Origin of the sequence: Burkholderia sp. 9120 (assembly GCF_000745015.1) — a bacterium.
Lineage (GTDB): Bacteria > Pseudomonadota > Gammaproteobacteria > Burkholderiales > Burkholderiaceae > Paraburkholderia.
The window spans coordinates 1,709,067-1,735,413 of sequence record NZ_JQNA01000002.1; the positions used below are offsets into that span (position 1 = coordinate 1,709,067).

The window sequence follows — 26,347 nt, forward strand, 5'->3', positions numbered from 1 at the left end:
CAACTTAAGCCCCACTGCATCAAGCGAGTTTGTACGCGAGATGGAAGTGGGGCTTGGCTTTTCTTGGTGGTCTTGGATAAGAGCGTGACGGCTGTACCCGGCATCGGGTCAGGCGGATCACGTCCAGCACACCGGCGAGGCGGTCCAGGCAGTGTCGGACACGCAGCAGGCACCCGCCGAGGATCGGCTTGAGTGCGCCCAGTGCGTACACCCGATTAGGCCGGCTGGCGTGCCCGTCATCGTGCGGCGCATCAAGCTCGCTGAGCAATGTGCAAAGATTGTCAGCGAGGATTTTTGCGCCGAAGTCCTGCTGCAATGCCAGGTAATCGAGGCCCGTGACGGCTTCCAGTCGCAGCCGGTGTTTCAGGCGTTTGAACGCTTCTTCGACGCGCCAGCGCTGATGATAGAGCGCGCCGAACGATGCAGCCGGGTAACGCTCGCTGTCCAGCAGCGAGGTCATCAGCACACGCACTCGACCGCTTGGGGTGACGTCCCGGATCAGGCGTACGGTAGTCGGCCTGCGCATCAGTTCATAGTCGCGGGCATCCTGCTCGCCAGGCGCTTCCAGTGTCACCACATGCTCGGTTTTACCGCTGCGGGCAAAGGCGGTGACGCACTTCCAGTTACGTGCGTCGACGCGCATGCAGAACTCAATATCGCGCTGTGCCAGCGCCGCCACCATCGTGTTGCCGATGTAGCCGCGATCGAGCAGCAGCAGATCGGTACGCGGCTGCAGCACGTCCAGCGCTTCGAACAGCATCTGCCGCTCGGCGCCGTCGGCGGGATGAAGCGCCGCGTGCAGGGTCAGCTCGGAGCCCGGCAGAAACAGTGCAAACGCGTAGTGATCGGCGCGCAGTTCATGGCCGCGACGCGTGCCCACGCGCAGGCGGCTGCCGTCAGCGGCGACCAGCCTCAGGCCGTGCCAGCGCATCGAATCGATATGGGGTTGAGCCAGCGAAATCAGGCGGGCGCGGGCCAGTTCGAACAGGTCGGCCGACAGTCCGCGTCGGGCCTTGCTGAACGCCTGCGCACTGACGGCGCGGCTGCGTGCGCCGTGCTCACCCAGTGCGCCAAACAGCGCGTCGAGCTCGGTCTGCACGCTGGCACACATGCCCGACATCATCAGCGCGGCCATGCGCGGCAAGGTCAGTGTGCGATTGCGGGTAAAGGCGGTGGGAGAACGACGCACGCGATCGGCGAGCGCCGGATCGAGCAGGAAATCGGAGAACTCAGCCAGAAGCCGCGAGGACGCTGGTATTTGAGTTCATATCGTTGATTTATCAGTGAGTTATGTGATGAAGTTTACAGGGGCAATGCCTCGTTTACAAGCACTTTGGGGCTTAAGTTGAGAGCATTGCTGTGCGGGGCGGCACCTACTTTTCTTTGCCTGCCGCAAAGCAAAGTAGGCAAAAGAAAGCGGCTCACACCGCTAGCTCATAAGCGGGTCCCTCGCGCAGCCCACGGTAGTGGCTCATCTGGAATCTGGGTTCTCGCGCATTCCGCGTTCGTGACACAGCAGTCATTATTCCGGCGGCGCTTCGCGCGCCGTCGCGGTTGTTCACGCACTGCCCCTGCTAAGTGGGGGACTCGCGCAGTCGCGGTAGTGGCTCATCTGGAATCTGGGTTCTCGCGCATTTCGCGTTTGTGACACAGCAGTCATTCTTCCGGCGGCGCTGCGCGCGCCGTCGCGGTAGTTCACGCACTGCCTCTGCTAAGCGGGGCCCCCGCGCAGCTGCGGTAGTGGCTCATCCGGAATCCGTGTTCACGCGCGTTAATGTTGAAGGCGAAAATCCATATTCAGCAAATCGGGCACCCAAAACGGCGTGCCCGTCTGTGTTTTCGAGTGCGGTTCATGATCGCGTTTTTTCCGTCGCGGCGAAATTGCCGCGAGTCACTTTCAGTGCGTAACTACCGGACGCCGCGATGATGTTTTCGAGCGAACTCGCTTGGTCGGCATCGAACCAGTTGCAGAAGTACTCCTGCTAGCTTCTGATGCCTCTTGCGCGGTTTTTGTCAGGAGCTCCGTTGCGTGGCGCGCCGTAAGTTGCATTTGAGGAACACCCTTCGAATCAAGCGCGATGATGCCGTACAACTCACGGTCCACCTCGACCTCTTGACGGTATTCCTCGGCGGTTTCCACCCAGAGTCCGAGTAACGTCCGCTGGCGTGTTCTTTCGTCGAGCGTGATGGCCGGGTTCTGGTAAATCGAAGTCGCTAGCGTCGACAGTGTCTTCAGTTGCGCTATTTGCCGTTCAATAAGCCGGAAAGCAGATAACGCGAGTTTCTCGTACTGAATAGCGTCAACACACGGCCGAGAAGCGGCTCGAGAACTCTTGGGGGATTTACTCATGTGCGATCTCCATTGCTGACATGGATCGCGCTTAGCAGGCTTCGACACCTGTTTGTCGTGGTGCTCACGAAAAAACGAGTCTAAAGCCTACTGCTCGTCGAGTGATCACCCGCGCAGGCTAAATAGAGCGCAGCGGCCTCATTTCCGAAATTTCCCAACAGACTTGTCAGAGTTAAAAGTAATCAGCGATGCCGATTGAATCTGCGCTACTTGCGCGCGATTGCGATTGCGATTGCGATTGCGATTGCGATTGCGATTGCGATTGCTTGAGAGTTTGCGACAGCGTGCTTGCCGCTGTCTGAAAACTGACGTCGTTTCGACGCCGGCCGTTCCGGCGAGCGCGCAGCGCGAGGCGGGAGGAATGACTGCTGTGTCACGGCGCGGAATGCGCGCGAACCCAGATTCCAGATGTACCACTACCGTGGCTGCGCGAGGAACCCGCTTAGCAGGGGCAGCGTGTGAACAACCGCGACGACGCGCGAAGCGCCGCCGGAAGAATGACTGCCTTGTCACGAGCGCGGAGTGTGCGAGAACCCAGATTCCAGATGAGCCACTACCGTGGGCTGCGCGGGGGAGCCGCTTATGAGCTGGCGGTGTGAGCCCGCTTTCTTTGCTTACTTTCTTTGCGGCGGCAAAGAAAGTGAGTGCTGCCCCGCATAGGGGCGACGCTAATAGACCACCTTGATCACAAGGAAAGGCCAACACCGCAAGACAACAACCAAAAAGCACGCCGCAGGCAAATAAACCCCACCAATCCCCCAAAACAAGCGCACACTACCTCCCAGCTCCAGGAAGGAGCATAAACCGCCAAACTGGGGAGTCCATCATGGCAAAAGGTCAAATGCGCAGCAACCGTGAAACAAAGAAGCCTAAGCAGGACAAGAAGCCGCAGCCGGCGACATCGCCATCGGGCGGCACGCCGATCCGGGTAGCGCCTAGCGCATCGACGCCTGCGAAGAAGAATTAACGATTAAGGTGAGCGCCCGCCACACCACTGGCGGGCACGCCTGACCAGCAACAAGCATCAAGCGACAACCATCAAACCCAGCTACCTGGAAATATCCTCCAACGCAACATCCCGCGTCTTGGGCCCCAGCAACCCGATCGCCACCATCACCACCGCCATCGCGCCGGAGATAAAAACAAACACCCCATTAACGCCAAACTGGCTCAAACATCCAGCAATAACGAACGCAGAAAACATCGCCGAAATCCGGCTCCACGAATAAACGAACCCAACAGCCCGCGCCCGAATACTCGTAGGAAAAAGCTCCGCCTGATAAGCGTGATAACTATAAGAAATGATATTGCCCGCCAGCACAAGACACACGCCCAAACTCACCAGCAACACCGTCTCCCGCGCCTGACTAAAGGCCAACCCGCACACCACATTTACCGCCGCCATAAAAATAATCACCGTCTTACGTTCGAAGCGGTCGGCAATCAACAAGCCCAACAACGGCCCAAGCGGCGCAGCAATCGCGATAATGCTCGCGTACATCAAGCTGGTCGTCACCGTAATCCCCTGCTTGATCAGCAACGTCGGAATCCAGTTCGCAAAACCGTAATAGCCCATCGTCTGAAACACGTGGAAGATGATCAGCATCAGCGTGCGCTTGCGATACGGCGGCACCAGCAGATCACGAAACGCCGCCCGCGCACGCACCGGCTCCGGCATCGCCGGCTCTGGCAACGGCCGGCCATATTCGCGCTCCACACGCGCTTCGAGACGCGTCATCACCGCATCCGCTTCATCGATCCGGCCTTTCTGCGCGAGCCAGCGCGGGCTCTCCGGCAGACGTCGGCGGATCCACCACACCACGATCGCGCCGACCACACCGGTCAGCACGACGAGGCGCCAGCCATCGATTCCGAAATAACGATGCGGCACCAGCAGATACGACAGAAACGCGACGATCGGCACCGCGCAAAAACCCACCGCCTGCGAACACGCCGACGCCCGTCCACGGACATGCTTCGGCACCAGCTCGGAGATATACGTGCCGATCGTCACGATCTCCACGCCAATGCCGATCCCTGCAATGAAGCGCCAAAGATTGAGCCCGCCCGCCGTATCCTGGAACGCCATGACGATGTTGGCCGCCGTGTACCACAGCAGCGACCATGTGAAGATCGCGCGCCGGCCAAAGCGGTCGGCGAGAAATCCGCACGCCGCCGTACCGATGAACAGACCCGCGAACAACGAGGCGATAAAACTCGCCACGCCGCTAGTGCCGAACAGCCCACGCGTGGTCGCGGTGAGAATGCCGCTGCGCACGAGTCCCGGCGCGATATAGCCGGAGAACATCAGGTCGTACAGTTCAAAGAAGAGCCCGAGGCTCAGCAGCATCACCAGCTTCCAGATCGAGAGCGTCGCCGGTAGACGGTCGAGCCGCGCGGAAATACGCGCGCCGTCCAGCGCAATGCCATCGGCGCGGCCGCCGCTCGACACATCCGTGCCCGAAGGCACACCGCCCAACGCGCCGGCATCGCCGACCGCTGTCGCATATACCGCATGATTCGACGACTTCATCGCCTGTCTCCTTGGTTGCGGTCGGCCAGAGTTAACGCTTTGGCTCTTGCGCCGATCCCATGCAACGTGTTGCTAAGTTCCGGTCTTAGCGCCGGGTGAAATTGATTGACCACATTCAATGCTTCTCGCGATGCATCGGCCTCAAGCCGCCTCAGGCCGCTTCGCGCGGCGCCTGCGTCAAACCACCACCCAGCGCCGCGATTTGCGCATCGTCATAACCCAAACTGCGCAGCACATCGACGGTATGCTCGCCGATCTTCGCGATCGGCTGACGCGGCTGCAAGCGCGCGCCATCGAGCGAAATGGGCAGCAGCGGCATGCCCGTTTCGCTACCATCATCGAGTGTCAAACGCGCGAGGCCGCCGCTCTCGTTCAGATGCGGATCGTCGAACAATTCTTCGGGTTTCGTAATCGACGCGAACGGAATATGGTCGCGTTCGAACTGCGGCACGAGCGTCGCGCCATCGCATTCGCGCAAGGTCTCGCCGAGCGTCTTCAGCAGCCAATCACGGGCCAGCACGCGATCGTTGTTAGTCGTGAGGCGCGGGTCGGCCAGCAGATCCGCGCGACCGAGAATCGCGCACAGCGCGCGCCATTGACCGTCGCCGGTCGCGGCGATAAACATCTGCTCGTCATGAGCCAACGTGAACACGTCGTACACAGCCCATGCGCTGATACGTTCGGGCATCGGCGCAGCCGGCACACCGGTCGCGGCGTACTGCTGCATGTGCTGCGCGGACAGCAGCACACAGTTCTCGAACAGCGCGCTCTGCACTTCCTTGCCGCGTCCGCTCACATGTCGTTCGTGCAGCGCGGCGAGCACGCCGATTGCGCCGAACATGCCGCCCATGATGTCGTTGACCGAACTGCCCGCACGCAGCGGACGTCCCACCGGACCCGTCATGTACGCGAGGCCGGCCATCATCTGCACGACTTCATCGAGCGCGAGGCGGTGCTCGTAAGGGCCGTTCAGAAAGCCCTTGTGCGACACGTAGATCAGCTTCGGATTGCGCTCGCGCAGCGACGCATAGTCGAGACCGAGACTCGCCATGCGACCGGGCTTGAAGTTCTCGACGAACACATCGGCGGTATCGACGAGCTTGTGCAGCGCGGCCAGTCCCGCTTCGCTATCGAGGTCGAGCGCGACACTCTTCTTGTTGCGATTGAAGGTACGAAAGAAGCCCGCGCCGGTGCCGAGCAAACGACGCGTGCCGTCGCCGCGCGGCGGTTCGACCTTGATCACTTCGGCGCCGAGGTCGCCGAGAATCATCCCGCAGGTCGGACCCATCACCATATGCGACAACTCGATCACGCGAATGCCGGCGAGCGGCAAGGCGCCCGCTTGCTGCGGCGAAGCCTGAGCAGAAGAAGAAGCGGAAGCAGAATGCGTAGTCATTGCAGCACCTGTGATTCGGTAGAGTCGAAAGAGGAACCCGAGGAAGGACCAGCAGCGGTGAACTGCTTCGGCAAACCGGCACGTGCCAGATAGCCGTACAGCGGTTCACCGGGCAACGCGTCGGCGAGCACGGCGCGCGACGCGAGCAATCGCGTGAGGTCGATGCCGGTGTCGTAGCCCATGCTGTCGAGCATGAACACGAGGTCTTCGGTGTTGACGTTGCCGGTCGCGCCCGGCGCATGCGGACAGCCGCCGAGACCAGCTAGCGACGCGTCGAATTCGCGGATGCCGTGTTGCAACGCGATCAGCGTGTTGGCAAGACCGAGGCCGCGCGTGTCGTGGAAATGCAGCGAGCGCAGTGTGTCGCCCACCGCGTCGCGGACCAGTTCGATGATCTCGCCGACCTGGCGCGGCGTCGCTTCGCCCGTGGTGTCGCCGAGCGCGATCACATCGGCGCCGGCCTGCGCGGCGGCTCGCGCGATCGCGGCAATGTCGGCGTACGGCACCGCGCCTTGCAGCGTGCAGCCGAACACCGTCGACAATCCGGCGATCAGTTCGACGCGGCGTCCGCGTGTTCCGGCACGAACGTGACCGTCGGCAGTTGCCGCGACGCCTGCGTTAGCGTCTGCACCTGCATCGCTCGCCGCGCTATCGATCAACTCGCGCATTGCCGTGAACGCGTCGATCATCTCCGCGGGCGTCTTGCGCACATTCGCGAGACTATGCGCGGCGCTCACGGAGATCGGTGCGACGATCCGGTGCACGCCGGCTTCGAGCGCCCGTTGCGCGCCCTTCAGATTCGGCACCAGCGCGGTCACGATCAGATCGTCGTAGGTGAGCGCGTGGGCGATGACAGCCTCGGCATCGGCCATTTGCGGCAGCAGCTTCGCGGGCACGAACGACGCGACTTCCATGTGTCGCACACCGGCGGCATACGCGGCGTCGATCCAGCGACGTTTGAATTCCGTGGGCATGGTGCGGGCGATGCTTTGCAGACCGTCGCGCATGCCGACTTCGGTCACGACGACGCGCTCCTTGATATCACTCATGATGTCGAATCCCGATCTTGAAGGTCGCGTTGAATGCGGGGAATGAAGCAACTGAGTGACAGCGTGCGCGCGCCCGGTCGCGCGTAAAAGTCTGCGTTGACGACGCACTCCATCGCCGCTCACGATGGCCGCGCAGGCATGCGGGACGGGCGTAAGCCGTCGCAAAGGGGAAACCCTTAAGGGCTTTTCAGGGGGAATGGGAAGAAGAAGGGAGAGTGGCGCGGGCGCGGAAACAACACCCCACGCCGCGCTTCAAAGCCCCTGCAACAAATGCTCAAGCAAATGCGAAGCCGCCAGCGTCAACGCCTGACGATCACGCACGCAAATCACAAACCGCCGCTCAGCCCACGCCTCGCGCAACGGCACGGCGACGATGCCGTATTCATCCGCAGCATGACGGGGCAGCGCTTCGCGCGGCAAGATCGCCACCGCGAGACCAGCCTGAATGAAACGATAAGCCGCATCGAACGTCGACACGTACGTTCGATAATTCAACTCGTGGCCCTTCTCCACCGCGATACGCTGCATCAGCGCATTCACCGACGCATTCGACGCAAGGCCGAGATGATCGAACGCCAGCGTCTGCTCGAAGCCGACAGCGGCCTCCCCCGCGAGCGGATGCGCGCGCGGCACGATCAGCGCGAGATGATCGGCGCGGTAGGGCAAAACATCGAGATTGCCCATCGCCACCACGTCGCGACAGATGCCGAGATCGGCGACGCCTTCCTCCAGACCGCGCACGATCTCCGTGCTTACGCGCTCCTCGACATCCACGCGAATTTGCGGATTGCTCTTCAGAAACGACGACAGCGCCTCGGGCAAAAACTCCACCATCGACGACACGTTCGCCAGCACCCGCACATGCCCGCGCGCCCCGGCGGCGTATTCGCTGAGTTCGGCCTGCAAGCGCTCATGGCCACGCATGATGAGCTTTGCGTGCCGCAACAGCGCTTCGCCGGCCGCGGTCGCGCGCACGCCGCGCTGGCTGCGCGACAGCAAGGCGACGTCGACCAGCGCCTCCAGATCGGCGAGCCGCTTGCTGACCGCCGACGGCGCGATGAACTCGCGTTCGGCCGCGCGCGCAATCGTGCCTTCCTCGCAGACGGCGATGAACAGGCGCAAGGTCACCTGATCGATTTGCCACATGAGCGGGCCCGCTCCCAGAAGGTGAAGTGAGAAAATTATGCCCGAGGAAAGCGCGGTTAAAGTTGGCCCCAGGGTATCCACGGCCGTCGAACGCCGTGTGTTGCAGCGAGTTGTACCTGATAACCATGCTCGCCTGAAACGAAGAGCAATCAGCGAACAACCTTGCCCGGTTTTTTAAGTCTCGCTATGCTGGGATGCTTTTCATTTTCAGTGCGCCGCCATGCAGCGCTGAAACGAAACACGACGTCCCGTAACAAACCACAATAATCAACCAGGGGTCTTAATGTCCACCACCAGCCTCTTCCTCACCTCCGCCGGCGTCGGTCTCGCGATTGCCGCGCCGGTCGGCCCGATGGGCATGCTGTGCATCCGCCGCACGCTAACCGGCGGCCCGCGCGCGGGCCTTGCGATCGGCTTCGGCATTGCAAGCGGCGACGCCATCTACGGTTTGATCGCGGCACTTGGGCTCGTCGGTATCTCGCAGTTCATGCTGGCGTATGACCGTCCGTTGCATTTGCTCGCCGGTCTGTTTCTGCTTTATCTGGGTGTGCGCACGCTGCTGCAAAAAGCCCCCGCCGACGACACCAACGGCGCAGGCAACGGCAAGCTCGCGCAAGTCGGCCGTGCCGGCGCGCTGCGTGCCTATGCGAGTTCGTTTCTGCTCACGCTGACCAATCCGCAGACGGTGATCATGTTCGCCGCGCTGTTCACCACGCTCGCGCCACGTGGCGCGTTTTCGTCGGGCGTTGCGCTGACCACGGTCGGCGGTGTGTTTTGCGGCTCGATCGCGTGGTGGTGTTTCCTCGTGACGGTGGTGTCGCTCGCGCGTCACGCGATCGGCAGCAAGCTGCGCGTCGCGATTGACCGGATGGTGGGGATCACGTTGGCGGTATTCGGCATCGTCGAAATTCGCCGCGCGCTTTGAGCGTAAGCGGCGATAACACGCCAGCGTGGCAGCACGCGGGGGCGGCTTCGAGCCGCTGTCCCTGCGCGCGTTAGGGCGTTCCGTACGCGGACGCGGCAGTTTTGCGACAATAGCGCCTTTCGCCGCACGCCGGCGCGTCGGTAGCGGCGCCATCGCCGGACTGCAGACGCGCGGCTCAAGCCGCCGCGCGTGCCGACCTCGTCACCTAACCTGTTCACCCCATCCGACCGTCAGCGGTCCGCTCAATGGCTCTTCCCCACATCGATCTGCTGTACTCCGTCTCCGGCCTGTTCGTCGGCTTTCTGGTCGGCTTGACGGGCGTCGGCGGCGGTTCGCTAATGACGCCGATCCTGGTCCTGCTGTTCAACGTGCATCCGGCTACCGCGGTCGGCACCGACCTGCTGTACGCGGCCGCCACCAAGGCGACCGGCACGCTCGTGCACGGCCTGAAGGGCTCGGTCGACTGGCAGATCACGCTGCGGCTCGCCGCCGGCAGCGTGCCGGCCGCCACGCTCACGCTGATCCTGCTGCATCGCTATGGGATGGACACGCCGGGCGCCAGCCGCATGATTCAGATCGTGCTGGGCGTCGCGTTGCTGGTGACCGCAGTGGCGCTGGTATTCCGCCCGCAACTCGCGGCGCTCGGCGCGCGCCGTCAACGCCCGCCGCGCCAGAGTCGAACGCTCGTGCTGACGATGCTGACCGGCGCGGTGCTCGGCGTGCTGGTGTCGTTGACGTCGGTGGGCGCGGGCGCGATCGGCGTGACGGTGTTGCTGCTGCTGTATCCGTTGCTACCGACCACGCGGATCGTCGGTTCCGATATCGCGCATGCGGTGCCGCTCACGCTGCTGGCGGGCGCCGGTCATTGGCTGCTGGGTTCGATCGACTGGTCGATGCTGCTGTCGCTGCTGGTGGGATCGTTGCCGGGTATTGCGATCGGCAGCTTTCTGTCGTCGCGCGCGCCGGACAAGCTGCTGCGCAATCTGCTCGCCGCCACGCTGACGCTGGTCGGGGTGCGGCTCGTGCTGGCCTGAGGCGCAAGCCCTCAGCCCTCAGCCCTCAGCCGATCGTCACTTGAAGAACCTGCACGTCAGATCGGATTCGAATTGCCGGATCCACTGACCGCGCCGGTCGTGATAAGACTGCGCCCAGCCGCCACGGCGCACCGTGACCAGACGCTCCTGCGCGGCATCGCCCGGATTCACGCACGCGCTGATGTCGAAATGCGCCGGCGCGAAGCCGTGCCGCGCGCAAACCAGTTCGAAAGCCGCCCGATCGCCGATCGGCAGATCCGTGTAGCGCAATAGCGTGGTTTCCATGGCATCGACTCCGGTTTCGCATGCATCACAGTACGCTCCGGCCTACGGCAATTGTGTGTCGCAGCACACAGATCGGAACGCGGCGCCGGCCGCGTCTCAGCCCGCAACCGCCGTGGCCCATCATGACCGCACCACAAATCCGCGCGACGGAAAATAAAGCGAAAAAAAATCCGCCGGGGCGATACCCCGCACGCGAGACGTTCCGTCTACGAACCGTGTTTCTGCTGGGTCGCCGCGACGCGTCGCATAACGGTCTCGCGCATTACAAACGCAACGCCGATCAACAGCCCGAGGACACCGCCGATAGCGGCCAGCAGAGCCGCACCCGGAGTGTTCGAGCGAGTCGGCGTATAGGGCGCCTCGACGATACGCGTCGGATAGGTCAGCAAGGGGCTGGTTGCCTGCTGCAGGTCGCTCGCCTGCTCTCTCAAGCCCAGGATCTGCTGATTGATCAACGTCGCCACATTGGTCACCAGGACGTTGCGCGGGTCGCTGGCGTTGGCGTTGCGCTGTGCCGTCGACGACCGGAGCGTTGCGGCAATGTGTGCGTAGTCCTGTTCAGCCTGAGCAAGCTTGGCGGACGTGCTGGCTAGTTGGCTTTTCAGGCCATTGACGGCGGGATCGAACATCGCCTGATGCGGGGCCGCAAATATCTTGAAGGAGGCCGCCAGTGCCGCTGTCGCCGCGTCCCGGGAATAGGCCGAGACTTGCACCATGATCAGATCGGGATTTCTGGCAGGCATCGCCGTCAGCGTGTCGAATACGACTTTGGCGTCCCGGGAGCCGCTGTCGGGTGCCGGCAGGCCAAGCTCATTTAGCACGCGCAAGTGCATGGCGGGCAGGTTGTAGCGGTCGACGGCGGTCAGCTGATTCTCGATTGGACGGATTTTCACGCCGCCCTCTCCCGAGGAATCACCCTGCGGCAAGGAGATTTGCCCGACCTGAATGGTCATTCTCGCCACCCATTTGGGCTGAACGAAGAAAGAAACTACGCCGCCGGCCAGGGCTCCCAATACGCCGATCAGAATGATCTGCCTGATTGATCCGGTTGCCTGGGTAACCAGGCCATAAGAAGCGCGGCGAGTTGCCGCAGTAGGGTGGTGCATACTGTAGGTAGGTGTCTTTTTTGTGGCGAAACTCAAAGAATTATATCTTGATTCGCGTACGTATTACTTGCAACTCGCTTTGCTTGCGGCAATTCCTGCCGCCATGGAATCCGCGATCCGTAGGGACAGAAGATCAGGGTGTCTACTAATCGACACCCGCATCGCGCAATACTCGCTTCGGGCATCGAAACCGGAAAACAGGCCGAATATCGGCCGCTGTTAAAAGGAATGCGTGGGTTGAAGGGAAATTACAGATTTTTTGAAAGCAGATGAAAGATTGATAAGCCCCAGAAACCGAAAAAGCGTTATTTCGCGCTCGCGAACATAATCTTCGGCGATGCACCGGCCGACTCCCCGCCAAATACCGATTCCGTCCGGCAATTGCGTTTCGACTCACCCAAAGAAAGCAGCCCATGGTTCCAAAGAACGCATGGGCTGAGACAAAAGAAAAGGATCCGCCAGGCAGCGCAACCCACGTTCGGGGTGGATAACCATCCATTAGCGCCGGCGATTGCCGGCGCTTTCTGCGCGGCCGGCCGCCTGCTTACTGCTGCACGACGGTCAGCTTGTTCGACACCGACGTCACGCCCGCGACGCCCTTGGCGGCGTCGCCGGCTGCGTCGATCTGGCCTTGGTCAGGCACCGAGCCCGTCAGGGTCACCGCGCCGCCACGGGCACGCACGGCGATGTTCGATACGTCGATGCCTTGCGACTTGGCCAGCACGCCACGCACCTTGCGGCCGAGTTGGCCGTTGGCCTTCTTGGTCGCCTTGGCGCTTGCAGCCGGCGCTGCGGTCGTGCTCGGTGCATCGCTTGCCTGAGCGTACACATTGCACGCCACTACCATTGCCACCACCGAGCCCAGCGTTTTCAGAAAACCGACCGATTTCATATTTCTCTTCTCCTTAGCTACACATTGGACCGCCTATCAAAGCGGCTTCGTTACGACTACCCGCGGCCGCGCCACGCGCGCGACAAGGCGCGGCTGGGCGAGGCCGACTAAGGCTGCAACACGGTGTGCGAGAGGCGAGAGAGGCCGGGTAACGCATGCGCATGCAAGCAAACGCCACGGTACGAAACCGGCAAGCCGCGAAGTTCGCCGACGCGCCCGGTTCTTGTCAGTCATGCCGGGTCGCGCCGCGCAAACATCGGTTCGCGGCAGCGATGCACAATTTAATCTAGCCGGGCCAGAAGCGCAAAGGGTTTAGTCATCGGCGCGATGTTTGACGGTTTGGGTTTAACGCCCTTTCACCAGGGTATTCACGCTGTATTCATCGCGCATTCACGACCCATTCGCGGCGCACTCACGCCGCGTTCACGCCGCGTTCACGATTTGTTACGGGTTTGTCGGCGCGGGCGGCCGCCGCGCGTTTCGCCGTCGCCTCAATCTCAGGTACCATCGGCGCGACACACGCTGCCACGCGGCCCGCCTGAGATCCGCGCGACTCACCACCGTGCCGGCCCGGCCAGGCGCCGCATGCCGGTTCACGCGCCGCCCAGCCGCGCCCCGTTCACCTTCGACCGTCGCCGTCACGTCATCCGATGAAGCCTGCCACCGGGCGCAAACGCCCTCCCCGTCTCGTCGCCCGTTTCGTCGCGATCTCCTGGCGCGATCTCGCGGTCTCGTTCGGCCCGATCCTGCTGATCGCCGTGGCGGCGGTCTGGGTCGCCGTGCGGCTGATCCAGCCCGCGCCGCCCAGCACGCTGACCATCAGCGCCGGCCCCGAGGGAAGCACCTTCTGGAACGCGGCGCAGAAGTACAAAACCATTCTCGCGCGCAACCGCATCACCCTGAACGTGCTGGCCTCCGAAGGCTCGCTGCAGAATCTCAAGCGGCTCTCGGACCCGAAGTCGAACGTCGACGTCGGCTTCGTGCAGGGCGGCGTCGCGCCCGGCCCGGCCAGCGAAGGCCTGATGTCGCTCGGCAGCGTCGCCTATGTGCCGCTGGCGATCTTCTATCACGGCCCGACCGTCACGCGGCTCTCCGAATTCAAGGGCCTGCGCCTCGCGGTCGGCGCCGAGGGCAGCGGCACGCGCGAACTGGCGCTCGCGCTGCTCAAGGCCAACGGCATCGTGCCGGGCGGCGCGACCAAACTGCTGCCGCTGTCGGGCGACGACGCCGCCGACGCGCTCGTCTCCGGCAAGGTCGACGCGGCGTTCCTCGCCGGCGACTCGGCGCAACCAGCGGTGATGGGCAAGCTCTACCGCACGCCGAACGTGCAGTTCTACGACTTCACGCAGGCCGATGCGTACACCCGCCGCTTCCCCTATCTGACGCAACTCGAAATGCCGATGGGCGCGTTCGATCTCGGCAAGAACCTGCCGTCCGCGCCGATTCACATGGTGGCGCCCACCGCCGAACTGGTGGCGCGCGACTCGCTGCATCCCGCGCTCTCCGATCTGCTGATCGAAGCCGCGCGCGAGGTGCACGGCAAGGCGAACATCCTGCAGCGCGCCGGCGAATTCCCCGCGCCGCTCGCGCATGATTTCCCGATCAGTGACGACGCCGCGCGCTACTACAAGTCGGGCAAGAGCTTCCTGTACCGGGTGCTGCCGTTCTGGCTCGCGAGCCTCGCCGACCGGCTGCTGGTGGTCGTGGTGCCGCTGATCGTGCTGCTGATACCAGCGTTGCGGCTGGTGCCGTCGCTGTACGCGTGGCGGGTGAAGTCGCGAATCTACCGTTGGTATGGTGCGTTGATCGCGATCGAACGCAGCGCGCTCAGCGAGCATTCGGCAACGGAGCGCGCGTCGCTGATCGAACGTCTCGACGCGATCGAGGAATCGGTCAACGGCCTGAAAATGCCGCTGGCCTACGCGGATCAGTTCTATGTGTTGCGCGAGCATATCGGCTTCGTGCGTCAGCGGCTCACGCAGGCTCGCGACACCCAGCGCGACGACACGACCTACGAATCGGACGACACGCTCGACACCCAGACCAACGCCGCCGACGAAGCCGCCGCCGCGGACAAAACCGCCGCCAACGAAGCCGCCGAGATCGGCGAGACGCCGGGCAGCGCCGGCCGCAAACCATATTGATCGAGGATGCACGCGGCCGCCGCACCGCGTAAGATCATTACAATTCCGACGGTCCAGCAGAGGCGCCGTGCGGACCAGGCAATCCGGGAGACACTTATGACCGTTGGCATCGACGCCAGGCAACCGCTTTGGTTTTACGACTTTGTCTCGCCGTTCACGTACCTGTTGCTTGAGCAACACGACAAATGGCCGGGCTTCGACTTCGCGTTCACGCCGGTCGTATTGAACGATCTGTATAGCCATTGGGGACAGCGGCCGGCCTACAGCGTGCCCGCCAAACGCACCTTCCTGTACCGGCACGCGCTGTTTCGCGCGGAGCAACTCGGCATTCCGTACAAGATGCCGCCGGCGCATCCGTTCGATTCGATGAAGCCGTTGCTGCTCGCCACCGCGGCGAAGGGCGACGTCCAGTTCGTGCGCGAGATTTTCCGCTTCATCTGGCGCGAAGGCCGCGATCCGTCGAGTGAAACGGCGTTTGCCGAACTGTGCGAACGCGTCGGCATGCCCGACGGTCCCGAGTTGATCAAAAGCCCCGACGTGAGCGCGCAATTGCAGCGCAACACCGCGGACGCGATCGGTCTCGGCGTCTACGGCGTGCCGACCTTCCGGCTCAACGATCAACTGTTCTGGGGCGAAGACGCCTTGCCGATGGTGCTGTATTGCGCGCGCACGCCGAACTGGCTCGAGTCGAAAGAAGTGAAGCGGATCAGTGCGCTCGCTTCGGGTGTCGTGGACATACCGACGAACTCGGCGAACCCGACGTAAGGCAAGCGCAAGCTTCACGCGATCCGGATCGACGCGCGTGACGGCGTGAGCGTCGGCAGAGGTCTTGAAGCATTCGAAAACTGCCACGATAGCGCCGAAAAGGCCGTGCTGATGCCGGCCATACCGCGCCCGCTATGCTGCTGCTCCGCAAACGGCCTAAGGTTATAACCTTTGCGCCCAGAGCGCGGGCAGGTCCGCGGGCGGGCTCCGTCCGACGCTTCATTGCGGCCCGAACCGCCTGCCTCGCTTAGCCTTGAACATGGACGACACCGCCGCCTCCCTCGATATCTGGCTCGTGCGCGTATTGCGCACGCTGCTGGTCGAGCGCAGCGTCACGCAGACCGCGCTGCGTCTGAATCAAACTCAACCTGCCATTAGCACCGCGCTGCGCAAACTGCGCGAGACGCTCAACGACCCGATCCTCGTGCGCGGCAAGTCGGGCATGGTGCCCACCGAATATGGCGAGTCGCTGCTGGCTTCCGCACAACGCGTGCTGCGCGAAGTGGATTTTGTCGCGACACCCCATGGCGACTTCGATCCCAGCCGCTCGCGCCGCACCTTTCGCGTCGCCGCGCCGGATTATCTGAACGACTTCTTCATGCCGACCGTGATCGCGCAATTCCGCGAAGCGGCGCCGCATGCACGGCTCGAAATCGAATCGTTGAGTCCGATGCTCGATCATTCCGCCGCGCTCGATGCCGGCGAACTCGATCTGGTGATCGGCAACTGGCCGAAGCCGGACCCGCGTTTCGAACGCAGCGATCTGTTTTCCGACACGGTGGTGTGCCTGATGCGCGCCGACCATCCGCTCACGCGCATACCGATGACGCGCGAAGCGTATCTCGCCGCGCCGCATCTCGCGCCGACGCCGTATAGCGGCGCGCGCGGCGGTGCGATCGACATCGGCTTCGCGCGGGCGCGCGCCGACCGGCGCATCGTCGCCACGCTGCCGTACTTCGGACTGGTGCCGCAAACGCTGCTGCAATCGGATCTGATCTTCACGACCACGCGCCGCTTCGCGATGCATTACGCGAGCATCCTGCCGCTCGCGGTGGTCGACGTGCCGATTCCGTTTCCGCGCATCAAGTGCTATCAGCTGTGGCATCCGCAGCCGGATCGCCCGAGCGATATCGGCTGGCTGCGCACGCTGATGTCGCAAGTGTCGGATGGATTGGTCGCGCAGAAAATGCGCCGCGCCAAGCGGCCGCAGAAAAAAGAAACGTCAGCCGCGTAGGGCTGACGTTGTTGTCGTTGAAGCGGGCGCCTTGCGCTCCGCTACGTCCTGGTCGTTCACGCGGTCACACGTTCACACGCTGGCGCAAAGCTTCTGCATCGTGGCTTGCGCCGCAGCCTGCCGCGAACGGATCTGCAGCAACTCCGCACACACCGCCACGGCGATCGCCGGGGGCGCCTTGTCGACGATACCCGCCACGCCGATCGGACAGGTCATCTCGACCAGCCGATCCAGATCCACGCCGCGATCGATCAACCTGCGCTCGAACTTCACGCGCTTGGTCTTCGAGCCGATCATGCCGAAGTACGTGAAATCGCGCCGCCGCATGATGCGCGCGGCCAGCGAAAAATCGAGCGAGTGGTTATGCGTCATCACCAGAAAATACGCGCCGGGCGGTGCCGTGTCGACGATCGCATCCGGCGTGTCGGTCGCTTCGACCTGCACGTTGGCGGGCGTTTCGTCGGGGAACAGCTCGTCGCGTTCGTCAACCCACTGGACTACGCACGGCAAGCTGCCGAGCAACTCGACGAGCGCATGCCCGACGTGTCCCGCGCCGAACAGCACGATGTGCATCGGCGCCGGACGCGGCGCTTCAACCGTGCTGCGTCGGCCGATCTGAACGGAAGAAGAAGCGTTCATGGCGATCATTCCAGTGAGTGAGTGCTTCACGCGTCGGTCAGGCCGCGACGTTTATTGACGGGCGGCAGCAGTCGCCGCCCGCACCGCGCCGACCGCCTTGAGGATTTCCTCGCTGGTGGCCGGGGCGTTCAGCGGCGGGTTGACCTTGTGGTCGCCCACTGCCGACACCGCGTCGCGCACCGCGAAGAACACCGAGAACGGCAGCAGCAGCGGCGGCTCGCCGGTCGCCTTCGAACGGTGAATGCTGTCCTCCGCATTGCGGTTCTTGAACAGGCGCACGCGGAAATCCGGCGGCGTGTCGTTGACGGTCGGAATCTTGTAGGTGGACGGCGCATGCGTCATCAGCTTGCCGCCTGCGTTCCACCACAGTTCTTCGGTCGTGAGCCAGCCCATGCCCTGAATGAACGCGCCTTCCACCTGGCCGACGTCGAGCGCCGGATTCAGCGACGCGCCCACGTCATGCAACGCATCCGCACGCAGCACGCGCATTTCGCCGGTCAGCGTGTCGATCACCACTTCCGACACGGCCGCGCCGTACGAGTAGTAGTAGAACGGCCGGCCTTGCAGCTTCGACTGATCCCAGTAGAGCTTGGGCGTCGCGTAGAAGCCGTCCGACCAGAGCTGAACACGCGCGACGTAGGCCTTCGCGATCACTTCCTCGAACGGCACGATCATCTCGCCGACCACCACGCGATCGTGCAGGAAGCGCACTTCCGACGCGCTCACCTGGCCCGCGCCGAAACGTTCGGCGGCGAACGCCGACAGACGTTCGCGCAACTGCCGCGCGGCATCCTGTGCGGCCTTGCCGTTCAGGTCCGAACCGGTCGATGCGGCAGTCGCCGACGTGTTGGCGATCTTACTGGTATCGGTCGCCGTCACGCGAATGCGGTTGAAGCCGATCCCCAGTTCATGCGCGACGACCTGCGCGACCTTGGTATTCAAGCCCTGGCCCATTTCGGTGCCGCCATGGTTCACCAGCACCGAACCGTCGGTGTAGATGTGCACCAGCGCGCCGGCCTGGTTGAAGTGGGTCACGTTGAACGCAATGCCGAACTTGACCGGCGTCAGCGCCATGCCCTTCTTCAGCACTGCGTTGTTGGCGTTGAATTCGTTGATCGACGCGCGACGTGCGCGATATTCGCTGGTCGCTTCGAGTTCGTCGATCAGCTCGTGAATCACGTTGTCTTCAACCACCTGCCCGTACGGCGTCTGATTACGCTCGGTCTTGCCGTACAGATTGCGGCGGCGCACGTCGAGCGAATCTTCGCCGACCGAACGCGCGACGTTGTCCATGATGTATTCGATCGCGAACGCGCCTTGTGGACCGCCGAAGCCACGAAACGCCGTGTTGGACTGCGTGTTGGTCTTGCCGCAGAAACCGTCGATCGTCACGTCCGAGAGCCAGTACGCGTTGTCGAAGTGGCACAGCGCACGCGTCATCACCGGACCGGACAGGTCGGCGGAGAAACCGCAGCGCGAGGTCATGTCGACCGTCACGCCGTCGATCACGCCTTGCTCGTCGTAACCGACTTCATACGTGTAGTGGAAATCGTGGCGCTTGCCGGTGACCATCATGTCGTCGTCGCGGTCCGGACGCAGCTTCACCGGGCACAGCAGCTTCCACGCGGCGAGCGCCGCGCAGCACGCGAACAGACCCGATTGCGATTCCTTGCCGCCGAAGCCGCCGCCCATCCGGCGGCATTCGATCAGCACGTTGTGCGACGCCACGCCCAACGCATGCGCGACCATGTGCTGCATTTCGGTCGGGTGCTGCGTCGAACAGTAGACGTGCATGCCGTCGTCGTCCTTCGGCACCGCGTACGAAATCTGGCCTTCCAGATAGAACTGTTCCTGGCCGCCGAGCAGCATTTCGCCGGCTTCGCGACGCGCGGCGCGGGCAATCTTCGTATCGGCTTCGCCGCGCGCGAGTTTCATCGGTGGCAGCACGTGCTGGTTCGCGGCGCGCGCCTGCTGCGCGGTCAGAATCGCCGGCAGTTCTTCGTAGACGACTTCGGCGCGGCGTGCGGCGAGCCGCGCGATGTCATGCGACGTCGCGACCACGATGAACATCGGCTGGCCGACGTATTGCACGAGACCGTCGGCGAGAATCGGATCGTCGCCGTGAATGATCGGGCCGACGTCGTTCACGCCGGGGAAATCTTCCGCGGTGAAGATCGCGACCACGCCCGGCGTGGCGCGCACTTTATCGAGCGACATCGAGACGATCTTCGCGTGCGCTTTCGGCGACAGGCCGAGCGCGGCGTGAAGCGTGCCGGCGAGCGTCGGAATGTCGTCGGTGTAGGTCGCGCGGCCGCTCACGTGCAGATGCGCGGACTCATGCGGCCGCGAAATATGGACCTGGGTGAAGTCGTCGAGCTCCTTGAGGTCTTTCAGGAACGGTTCGGCTTGCTGATTCATTGTGTGTTCTCCGTGTGCTTCTCTTGCTTCCTGTACTTACCGCGCACTGATCGCGTAACTACCGCGTACTTGCCGCGTCTCAGACATTCGCGCCGGCTGGGGCGCATGCCGCGGCCACCGCGCGGACGTCGAGCGCGCTCTTCGGCAGCGGATTGTTCGGACGCGTTTCGAGCCAGAAACGGTACAGCGTGTTTTTCGCGGCTTCGAGCCGGTAATTGCTGGTGGCCCGCATGTCGGACAGCGGCGCGTAGTCGTTGCCGAGCGCGATCATCGCGGCCTGCGCGGTGGCTTCGTGCCATTCGGCGTCGCGCAGCACGGCTTCGGCGTGCGTGGCGCGCTTCGAGGTGGCGGCCATGCCGCCGAACGCGATGCGCGGCTCGCGGATCACGTCGCCGTCGGCGATGAACGAGAACGCGGCGCACACGGCCGAGATGTCCGAGTCGAAACGCTTCGACAGTTTGTACGTGCGGAACTGGAAGTTCTTGCGCACGCCGGTGCGCGTCGGCACCTTCAGCCCAACGACGAACTCGTGTTCGGCCATGTCCTTCTTCTGATACGCGAGGTACAGATCTTCCAGCGGCATTTCACGTTCAATCTCACCGCCGCGCACGATCACATGCGCGCCGAGGGCGATCAGGCCGGGCATCGAATCGCCGATCGGCGAACCGTTGGCGATATTGCCGCCGAGCGTGCCGGCGTTACGAATCGGCAACGACGCGAAGCGCTGCTGCATTTCGAACAGTTCCGGATACTGCTTGATGATTTCCGTGTAGGCCTTTTCGACGCTCACGCCCGCGCCGATCTCGATCCAGTCGTCGTTCGTTTCGAGCTTCTGGAATTCGGCGATCTGCCCGATATAAACGATGTTGCCCAACTCGCGCATCATCTTGGTGACCCACAGGCCGATGTCCGTGCTGCCGGCGAGAATCCGCGTGGCCGGTTCGGCTTCCTTGATCTTCGCGAGCGCCGCGACCGTGCGCGGCGCGTCGAACTGCTGGCCGGCGTGCTGGTAGTGGAACGTCTCCGTGCGCTCGAGCTTGGCGAGCGTGGCGGCGAGCGCTTCGACGTTGACCGGCGCTTTGGGCGGCGGCGCTTCGAACATGCGCACGGCCGCGTCGACGATCGGGCGATAGCCCGTGCAGCGGCACAGGTTGCCGGTCAGCGCATTGCTGATCGTGTCGCGCGACGGCACCGTCTTGTTCGCGCAGCTATGCTCGTGGCCGTGCTTTTCGTACAGCGACCACATCGACATGACGAAACCCGGCGTGCAGAAACCGCACTGCGAGCCGTGGCATTCCACCATCGCTTCCTGCACCGGATGCAGCGAGCCGTCCGGCTGGCGCAAGTCTTCGACGGTGAAGAGCGCCTTGCCGTCGAGCGTCGGCACGAACTGGATGCAGGCATTGACCGTCTTGAAGTCGACGCCGCCCGCCGCGTTGCGCTCGCCGAGCACGACCGTGCACGCGCCGCAGTCGCCTTCTGCACAACCTTCCTTGGTGCCGGTGCAATGCACGTCTTCGCGCAGATACTGCAGGACGGTGCGGGTGACGGGCGCGTCCTTGATCTCGCGGATCGCGTTGCGGTGGTAGAAGCGAATCGGCTCAGTCATGTCTCTTTACTCTCGAATGTTCTGTGTCCGTGGGGACGTGCTGCGTGATGGTTCGAAAACTATCATTCCCAATAAAACCAACCCATAGCTCGGATCGCATGCGGGACATATCCGCGAGGCGATAACGAGATAGGTTTGAGGGTCGCTCGACTTATGTTGACATGGCAATTTAGCTTGGTTTTATTATTTTTCAAGCCAATACAGACATATCGAGACGAGTCGAACCGACCGGAACGAGGGCCAAAACCGGCGCTCATGGAGCAAAACCGGACCACTATATGCATCCGGCACCGTTTTTTAATGGGTCAATTTATTAAGCAACTCCTGCAAGAGAATCGGTTCCATGGGAAAATCACGGCTTCCCGCCGTTTTCAAGTCTCGTTTTCCCCATGTCCACCGATTCAGCGACGCCTCGCAGCGAATTTGCGACGACCTTACAGATCATTCCGGTCGTTTTTTTCACGTTTCTTTGCTATCTGACGATCGGTATTCCGCTCGCGGTGCTGCCCGGCTACGTCCACGACGACCTCGGCTACAGCGCCGTGCTGGCCGGCGCGGCAATCAGCGTGCAATACCTGGCGACACTGGCGTCGCGGCCGCTGGCTGGCCGTTCGGCGGATACGCTGGGGCCGAAGCGCACGGTGTCGATCGGACTGCTGGGGTGCGGCGCGAGCGGGATTCTGTTGCTGCTGGCCGTGCTGTGCGGCCGCTGGCCCGTGCTGAGCCTCGGTCTGCTGGTATGCAGCCGTCTGGTGCTCGGGTTCGGCGAAAGCCTATGCGGGACGGGCGCGATTCTGTGGGGCATCGGCCGGGTCGGCACCAGCAATAACGCCCGGGTGATCTCGTGGAACGGCATCGCCACTTATGGCGCGCTGGCCGTCGGCGCGCCGCTCGGCGTCGCGATCGCGCACACGGTCGGGTTCGCGGCGCTGGGCATTCTGGTGATCTTCCTCGCGGCGCTCGGCTTCTATCTGGCCCGGCCGATCGCGCCGGTGCCGGTCGTCCACGGCGAGCGGATGTCGTATGGCAGCGTGCTCACGCGCGTGCTGCCGCACGGTATCGGCCTCGCGCTCGGCTCCGCCGGGTTTGGCTCGATCGCCACCTTCATCACGCTGTTTTATGCCGCGAAGCATTGGCCGAATGCGGCCTTGTCGCTGACGGTGTTCGGCACGCTGTTCATCGGCGCGCGCCTGTTGTTCGCCAACACGATCAAGAGCTACGGCGGATTCCGCGTCGCGATCGTGTCGTTCTCGTTCGAATGCGCCGGGCTGTTGATGCTGTGGCTCGCGCCCGAGCCGCATATCGCGCTCGCCGGCGCGGCGTTGACCGGTTTCGGCTTCGCGCTGGTGTTCCCCGCGCTCGGCGTCGAAGCGGTCGGCCTCGTGCCGCCGGCCAGTCGTGGCGCGGCGTTGTCGGCTTATTCGGTGTTTCTCGATCTGTCGCTCGGCATCACCGGGCCGCTGGCCGGCTACATTGCCGGCGAGTTCGGCTACGCCTCCGTGTTTCTGTTCGCGGCCGTGGCGTCGGCCGCTGCCGTGGTGCTGTCGACGGTGTTGTACCTGCGCAATGCGCGGGCACCGATTGCGCCCGCAACGACCTGATCGTTCGATACAGCTCGTTATCGGCTATTCAGCGCGGCGTGCCGCGCTGAATACGCCAGGCCTGGCGCAGCAGCGCCAGGCTACCGCGCCAACACGCGCGCGCCACCCGACAACGATTTTTCCAGCGCCGCCACGCCCGCCGGCAGATCCACTGCCGCGCCGAGATCCACCATCGTGCGACCCAACGCGTGCAGTGTTCTGAACAGATTGTGTTCGCGACATTGCTCGCCCATCTGCCCGATCCGCACGATCGGCAAGCCGAACGAACCGGATATCTCGACCTGATGCTGCCGCGAGATGTGGCCGCAGATATCGCCGGGACTCAAGCCTTGCGGCACCTCGATACCAACCACCGAATTCAGCCGGCACGCCGGCGGCGCATACAGATTCAGCCCTAACGCCGCGATCCCTTCCTGCAAGGCCAGCGAACATTTCAGATGCCGTGCGAAGCGCTTCTCCAGCGTCTCCGCGCACACGAGCCGCAACGCCTCGTGCAAAGCCAGCACGCCCGACACCGGCGCGGTGTAGTGATAGCCCGCGTTATGCCAGAAGTTTTCCGCGAGCGACGCATCCAGGCACCAATGCGCGTTCGGCGCCGTGCGTCCTTTGACGCGCGCCCAGGCCGCGTCGGAAAACGCGATCAGCGAGACGCCCGGAATCGACGACAAGCCCTTCTGCCCACCGGTAATCACCGCGTCGATACCCCACGCGTCCATCTCCAGCGGCATCGTGCTCAGCGTACAAACCGCGTCGACGATCACCAGCGCACCCGCGGCTTTCGCCAGCGCGGCGATGTCCTTCAGGTGGTAATTCCACACCGTGTTCGACGTCTCGCCCTGCACCACCGTCACGATCTCGGGACGCTTGCGGCGAATCGCCTCGGCCACCTGGTCGAGACTCGCAACCGCGCCATCGTCGACGTCGAGCATACTCACGCGCGCGCCGACACGGCGACCCATCTCCGCCATCCGTTCGCTGAAGAAACCGTTCCTGATGCTCAACACGCGCGTGCCTTCCCACGCGAGGTTGGAGATCGCCATTTCCATCGCGGCCGATCCCGGTCCCGCTACACCCAGCACCCATTTCGAATTCGTCTGGAACACGTAGCGCGCCATGGTCTTCACCTGGCCGATCACCTTCACCATCGTGCCGCCCAGGTGATTGATGACGATCGTGTTGGCCTTGGCGACGGCGGCGGGAATCGGCACGGGGCCGGCACCCATCATCAGCAGCGGTTCTTCGGGGAGGATGGCGTCGAGCGATTCGACAACCGGACAAGGCACAGCGGAAGCGACGGGTGTGATGGATGAAGTCGGCATGATCGGTACGTGAATGTCAAAACGCTAAGGAACAATCGGCCTCGCCAACAGGGATGCTGGCGAGGCCGTTCATTCGATCATTCACTGATCCGCGCGATTGCGCAAGCCATTTGGCCCTGCTTTCACGCATTAAATGCGAGTATCACGCGACCGGCTGCTAGTGCAGCAACAGCGCCGGCCCGCGTGTTATTTCACCTTCGTTTTATCGAGCTTTTTGCCGGTCGCCGCGTTGAATCGCTCGATGTACTCTTCGATCAGTTTGCGCAACGCGCGGCCGATCTGCCGATAATCCGACTCGTTCAGATTGGCGAGCGACACACGCCCCGACGGATGCTGTGTCCCGAACCCGCGACCCGGCAGCAGCACGACCCGCGCTTCACGCGCGAGACGGAACAGCAGTTCGGAAGGCTCGGTGTTCTTCAGCAGCCAATCGACGAACTCACGCCCGAACATCTTCTCGCCGAGGAACTCGATGTCGAGAATCGTGTAGTAGTCGACCTGGTTCGGATCGTCGTCCTCGAACGAGATGCCCACTTCTTCGTAGAGCGCCTGCTTGCGCTTGCGGATCAGACGCTTCAACGCGTTCTTGTACGCGTCCGGCGTATCCATCAGCGAGAACAACGAGAACAGCACCATCTGCACCTGCTGCGGCGTCGACAGACCCGCCGTGTGATTCAGCGCGACGGTGCGACTGTCGGCGACCAGACGGTCGATAAACTTGAGCTTGTCCGGTTCGGTCGTGATCGACTCGTAACGCTCGTGCAACTGCTTCTTCGCGTCTTTCGGCAACTCGGCGATCAGACGGTCGAGCACGTTGTCGCGATGCGTCGCGATCGTGCCGAGACGCCAGCCGGTCGCGCCGAAATACTTCGAGTACGAATAGACCAGAATCGTGTTCTTCGGTGCGAGCGCGAACAGCGACACGAAGTCGTCGGCGAAGGTGCCGTACACGTCGTCGGTCAGCAGAATCAGATCGGGCCGTTCCTTGACGATGTCGGCAATGTACTGAAGGCTCTCGTCGTTGATCTTCACCGAAGGCGGATTGCTCGGGTTCACGAGGAAGAACGCCTTCACCTTCGGATCGCGCAGCTTGTCGAGTTCCTTCTTCGAATACTGCCAGCCGCTTTCCACGTCCGCTTCGAGATTGACGACGTTCAGCTTGTAGTCGTTCAGGCGCGGAATCTCGATGTACGGCGTGAAGATCGGCATGCCGAGCGCGATCGTGTCGCCTTCCTTGATCAGGTGATTCTCGCGCATCGTGTTGAAGATGTACGTCATCGCCGCCGTGCCGCCTTCCACCGCGAACACGTCGAACTCGCCCACGAACGGATGGTTGCCGATCATCTCGCGGCGCAGATACTGACCGACGATCAGCTCGGACATCTTGAGCATGCGGTCCGGCACCGGATAGTTCGACGCGAGAATGCCCTCGCACATTTCATACAGGAAGTCGCCGGCGGAATAGCCGAGCTGATCGCGCACATACGACACCGCGCCGCGCAAAAAGTCGATGCCTGCCACGCCCTTGTTCTCGCGGCAAAACAGATCGAAGCGTTCTTCCAGACCGTCGCGCCGCGGGAAGCCGCCGATGCCTTCCGGCATGTACGCGAACGAGCGCTCCGATTCGCGCATCGCAAACAGGCCGAGTTGCCAGAAGCCATGACGCGGAATCGTCGCGAGAAAGTTCGGGTTGCCACGACCGGCGTTGAGCATGGCTGCGTTCGCAGCGCGCTCCACGGCGCCGCCGCCGGCCGCCTTGATCAGTTCGTCCTTCAGTTCGAACGGGCTGAGCGCGGACAGCCCCGGTTGCGCCATATCCGCGTGTTTCTTGTCGCCCTTCTCTTTTGCCATGATGCGTTCTCCAATGAGCAGGTGAAAGACGCCGGCGTCGCGAGAATCGCC

At 63.0% G+C, this 26,347-nt stretch carries 21 protein-coding genes; 7 read left to right on the top strand and 14 right to left on the bottom strand.

Translation table 11 applies throughout. The features are described from left to right. Positions 1 to 19: 19 nt before the first annotated feature. Entirely contained in the window at positions 20 to 1,258 is a 1,239-nt protein-coding gene (locus FA94_RS15835; RefSeq protein ID WP_353611449.1) for an IS4 family transposase, read from the bottom strand. A gap of 639 nt (positions 1,259 to 1,897) precedes the next feature. Next, entirely contained in the window at positions 1,898 to 2,350 is a 453-nt protein-coding gene (locus FA94_RS15840; RefSeq protein ID WP_035552821.1) for a hypothetical protein, read from the bottom strand. 826 nt (positions 2,351 to 3,176) lie between these two features. Here FA94_RS15840 and FA94_RS39155 point away from each other — a divergent pair. Further along, positions 3,177 to 3,317 carry a hypothetical protein gene (locus tag FA94_RS39155; protein ID WP_176059941.1) on the top strand — a complete coding sequence of 47 codons (141 nt, stop codon included), beginning with the start codon at positions 3,177 to 3,179 and terminating at the stop codon, positions 3,315 to 3,317. A gap of 81 nt (positions 3,318 to 3,398) precedes the next feature. Here FA94_RS39155 and FA94_RS15845 read toward each other — a convergent pair whose 3' ends face one another. The 4 genes from FA94_RS15845 to FA94_RS15860 all read right to left on the bottom strand — a co-directional run bounded on the left by FA94_RS15845 (position 3,399) and on the right by FA94_RS15860 (position 8,474). Beyond that, positions 3,399 to 4,883, bottom strand: a complete 1,485-nt coding sequence (locus tag FA94_RS15845) for an MFS transporter (RefSeq protein WP_035552822.1) — start codon at positions 4,881 to 4,883, stop codon at positions 3,399 to 3,401. Between the two features lie 151 nt (positions 4,884 to 5,034). Continuing rightward, positions 5,035 to 6,279, bottom strand: a complete 1,245-nt coding sequence (locus FA94_RS15850) for a CaiB/BaiF CoA transferase family protein (RefSeq protein ID WP_035552823.1) — start codon at positions 6,277 to 6,279, stop codon at positions 5,035 to 5,037. Beyond that, positions 6,276 to 7,328: a hydroxymethylglutaryl-CoA lyase gene (locus FA94_RS15855; protein ID WP_035552824.1), complete on the bottom strand. Its 1,053-nt coding sequence runs from the start codon at positions 7,326 to 7,328 to the stop codon at positions 6,276 to 6,278. Before FA94_RS15855 ends, FA94_RS15850 begins: the two co-directional genes overlap by 4 nt. 252 nt (positions 7,329 to 7,580) lie before the next feature. Next, positions 7,581 to 8,474: a LysR family transcriptional regulator gene (locus tag FA94_RS15860; RefSeq protein ID WP_035552825.1), complete on the bottom strand. Its 894-nt coding sequence runs from the start codon at positions 8,472 to 8,474 to the stop codon at positions 7,581 to 7,583. Positions 8,475 to 8,757: 283 nt separating this feature from the next. Between FA94_RS15860 and FA94_RS15865 the strand changes: the two genes are divergently transcribed. Together FA94_RS15865 and FA94_RS15870 are read left to right on the top strand one after the other, a co-directional pair. Then, entirely contained in the window at positions 8,758 to 9,399 is a 642-nt protein-coding gene (locus FA94_RS15865) for a LysE family translocator (protein ID WP_035552828.1), read from the top strand. A 245-nt stretch (positions 9,400 to 9,644) separates the two neighbouring features. Then, on the top strand, positions 9,645 to 10,433 hold the full coding sequence (locus FA94_RS15870; protein WP_035552832.1) for a sulfite exporter TauE/SafE family protein: 789 nt from the start codon (positions 9,645 to 9,647) through the stop codon (positions 10,431 to 10,433). A gap of 36 nt (positions 10,434 to 10,469) precedes the next feature. Here FA94_RS15870 and FA94_RS15875 read toward each other — a convergent pair whose 3' ends face one another. The 3 genes from FA94_RS15875 to FA94_RS15885 all read right to left on the bottom strand — a co-directional run bounded on the left by FA94_RS15875 (position 10,470) and on the right by FA94_RS15885 (position 12,716). Next, a complete protein-coding gene (locus FA94_RS15875) occupies positions 10,470 to 10,718 on the bottom strand; it encodes a hypothetical protein (RefSeq protein ID WP_035552835.1) in 249 nt (82 codons plus the stop codon). 206 nt (positions 10,719 to 10,924) lie between these two features. Then, entirely contained in the window at positions 10,925 to 11,860 is a 936-nt protein-coding gene (locus tag FA94_RS39160) for a hypothetical protein (RefSeq protein WP_197070211.1), read from the bottom strand. Positions 11,861 to 12,368: 508 nt separating this feature from the next. Next, positions 12,369 to 12,716 carry a BON domain-containing protein gene (locus FA94_RS15885; RefSeq protein WP_035552842.1) on the bottom strand — a complete coding sequence of 116 codons (348 nt, stop codon included), beginning with the start codon at positions 12,714 to 12,716 and terminating at the stop codon, positions 12,369 to 12,371. A 650-nt stretch (positions 12,717 to 13,366) separates the two neighbouring features. On the opposite strand from FA94_RS15885, the gene FA94_RS15890 reads away from it, so the two are divergent. From FA94_RS15890 to FA94_RS15900, 3 genes are all read left to right on the top strand, one after another. Further along, entirely contained in the window at positions 13,367 to 14,860 is a 1,494-nt protein-coding gene (locus tag FA94_RS15890; protein ID WP_035552845.1) for a TAXI family TRAP transporter solute-binding subunit, read from the top strand. A gap of 96 nt (positions 14,861 to 14,956) precedes the next feature. Next, the gene (locus tag FA94_RS15895) at positions 14,957 to 15,625 is read left to right on the top strand and encodes a 2-hydroxychromene-2-carboxylate isomerase (RefSeq protein WP_035552848.1); all 669 of its coding nucleotides are present in this window, start codon (positions 14,957 to 14,959) and stop codon (positions 15,623 to 15,625) included. A gap of 259 nt (positions 15,626 to 15,884) precedes the next feature. Beyond that, the gene (locus FA94_RS15900; RefSeq protein ID WP_035552850.1) at positions 15,885 to 16,859 is read left to right on the top strand and encodes a LysR family transcriptional regulator; all 975 of its coding nucleotides are present in this window, start codon (positions 15,885 to 15,887) and stop codon (positions 16,857 to 16,859) included. 72 nt (positions 16,860 to 16,931) lie between these two features. Here the strand turns inward: FA94_RS15900 and xdhC are convergent, their stop codons facing one another. From xdhC to xdhA, 3 genes are all read right to left on the bottom strand, one after another. Further along, entirely contained in the window at positions 16,932 to 17,498 is a 567-nt protein-coding gene (xdhC, locus tag FA94_RS15905) for a xanthine dehydrogenase accessory protein XdhC (RefSeq protein ID WP_156126641.1), read from the bottom strand. Between the two features lie 51 nt (positions 17,499 to 17,549). Then, positions 17,550 to 19,916 (bottom strand): xanthine dehydrogenase molybdopterin binding subunit, encoded by a 2,367-nt coding sequence (gene xdhB, locus FA94_RS15910; RefSeq protein ID WP_035552855.1) that lies wholly within the window; start codon positions 19,914 to 19,916, stop codon positions 17,550 to 17,552. A gap of 79 nt (positions 19,917 to 19,995) precedes the next feature. Continuing rightward, positions 19,996 to 21,525: a xanthine dehydrogenase small subunit gene (gene xdhA, locus FA94_RS15915; RefSeq protein ID WP_035552857.1), complete on the bottom strand. Its 1,530-nt coding sequence runs from the start codon at positions 21,523 to 21,525 to the stop codon at positions 19,996 to 19,998. Between the two features lie 389 nt (positions 21,526 to 21,914). Here xdhA and FA94_RS15920 point away from each other — a divergent pair, with 389 nt between their 5' ends. Then, entirely contained in the window at positions 21,915 to 23,126 is a 1,212-nt protein-coding gene (locus tag FA94_RS15920) for an MFS transporter (protein ID WP_035552859.1), read from the top strand. Between the two features lie 80 nt (positions 23,127 to 23,206). Here the strand turns inward: FA94_RS15920 and FA94_RS15925 are convergent, their stop codons facing one another. Continuing rightward, positions 23,207 to 24,445 carry a pyridoxal-phosphate-dependent aminotransferase family protein gene (locus FA94_RS15925; protein WP_035552862.1) on the bottom strand — a complete coding sequence of 413 codons (1,239 nt, stop codon included), beginning with the start codon at positions 24,443 to 24,445 and terminating at the stop codon, positions 23,207 to 23,209. A gap of 186 nt (positions 24,446 to 24,631) precedes the next feature. Further along, positions 24,632 to 26,296, bottom strand: a complete 1,665-nt coding sequence (locus tag FA94_RS15930) for a bifunctional aspartate transaminase/aspartate 4-decarboxylase (protein WP_035552864.1) — start codon at positions 26,294 to 26,296, stop codon at positions 24,632 to 24,634. Positions 26,297 to 26,347: the final 51 nt, after the last annotated feature.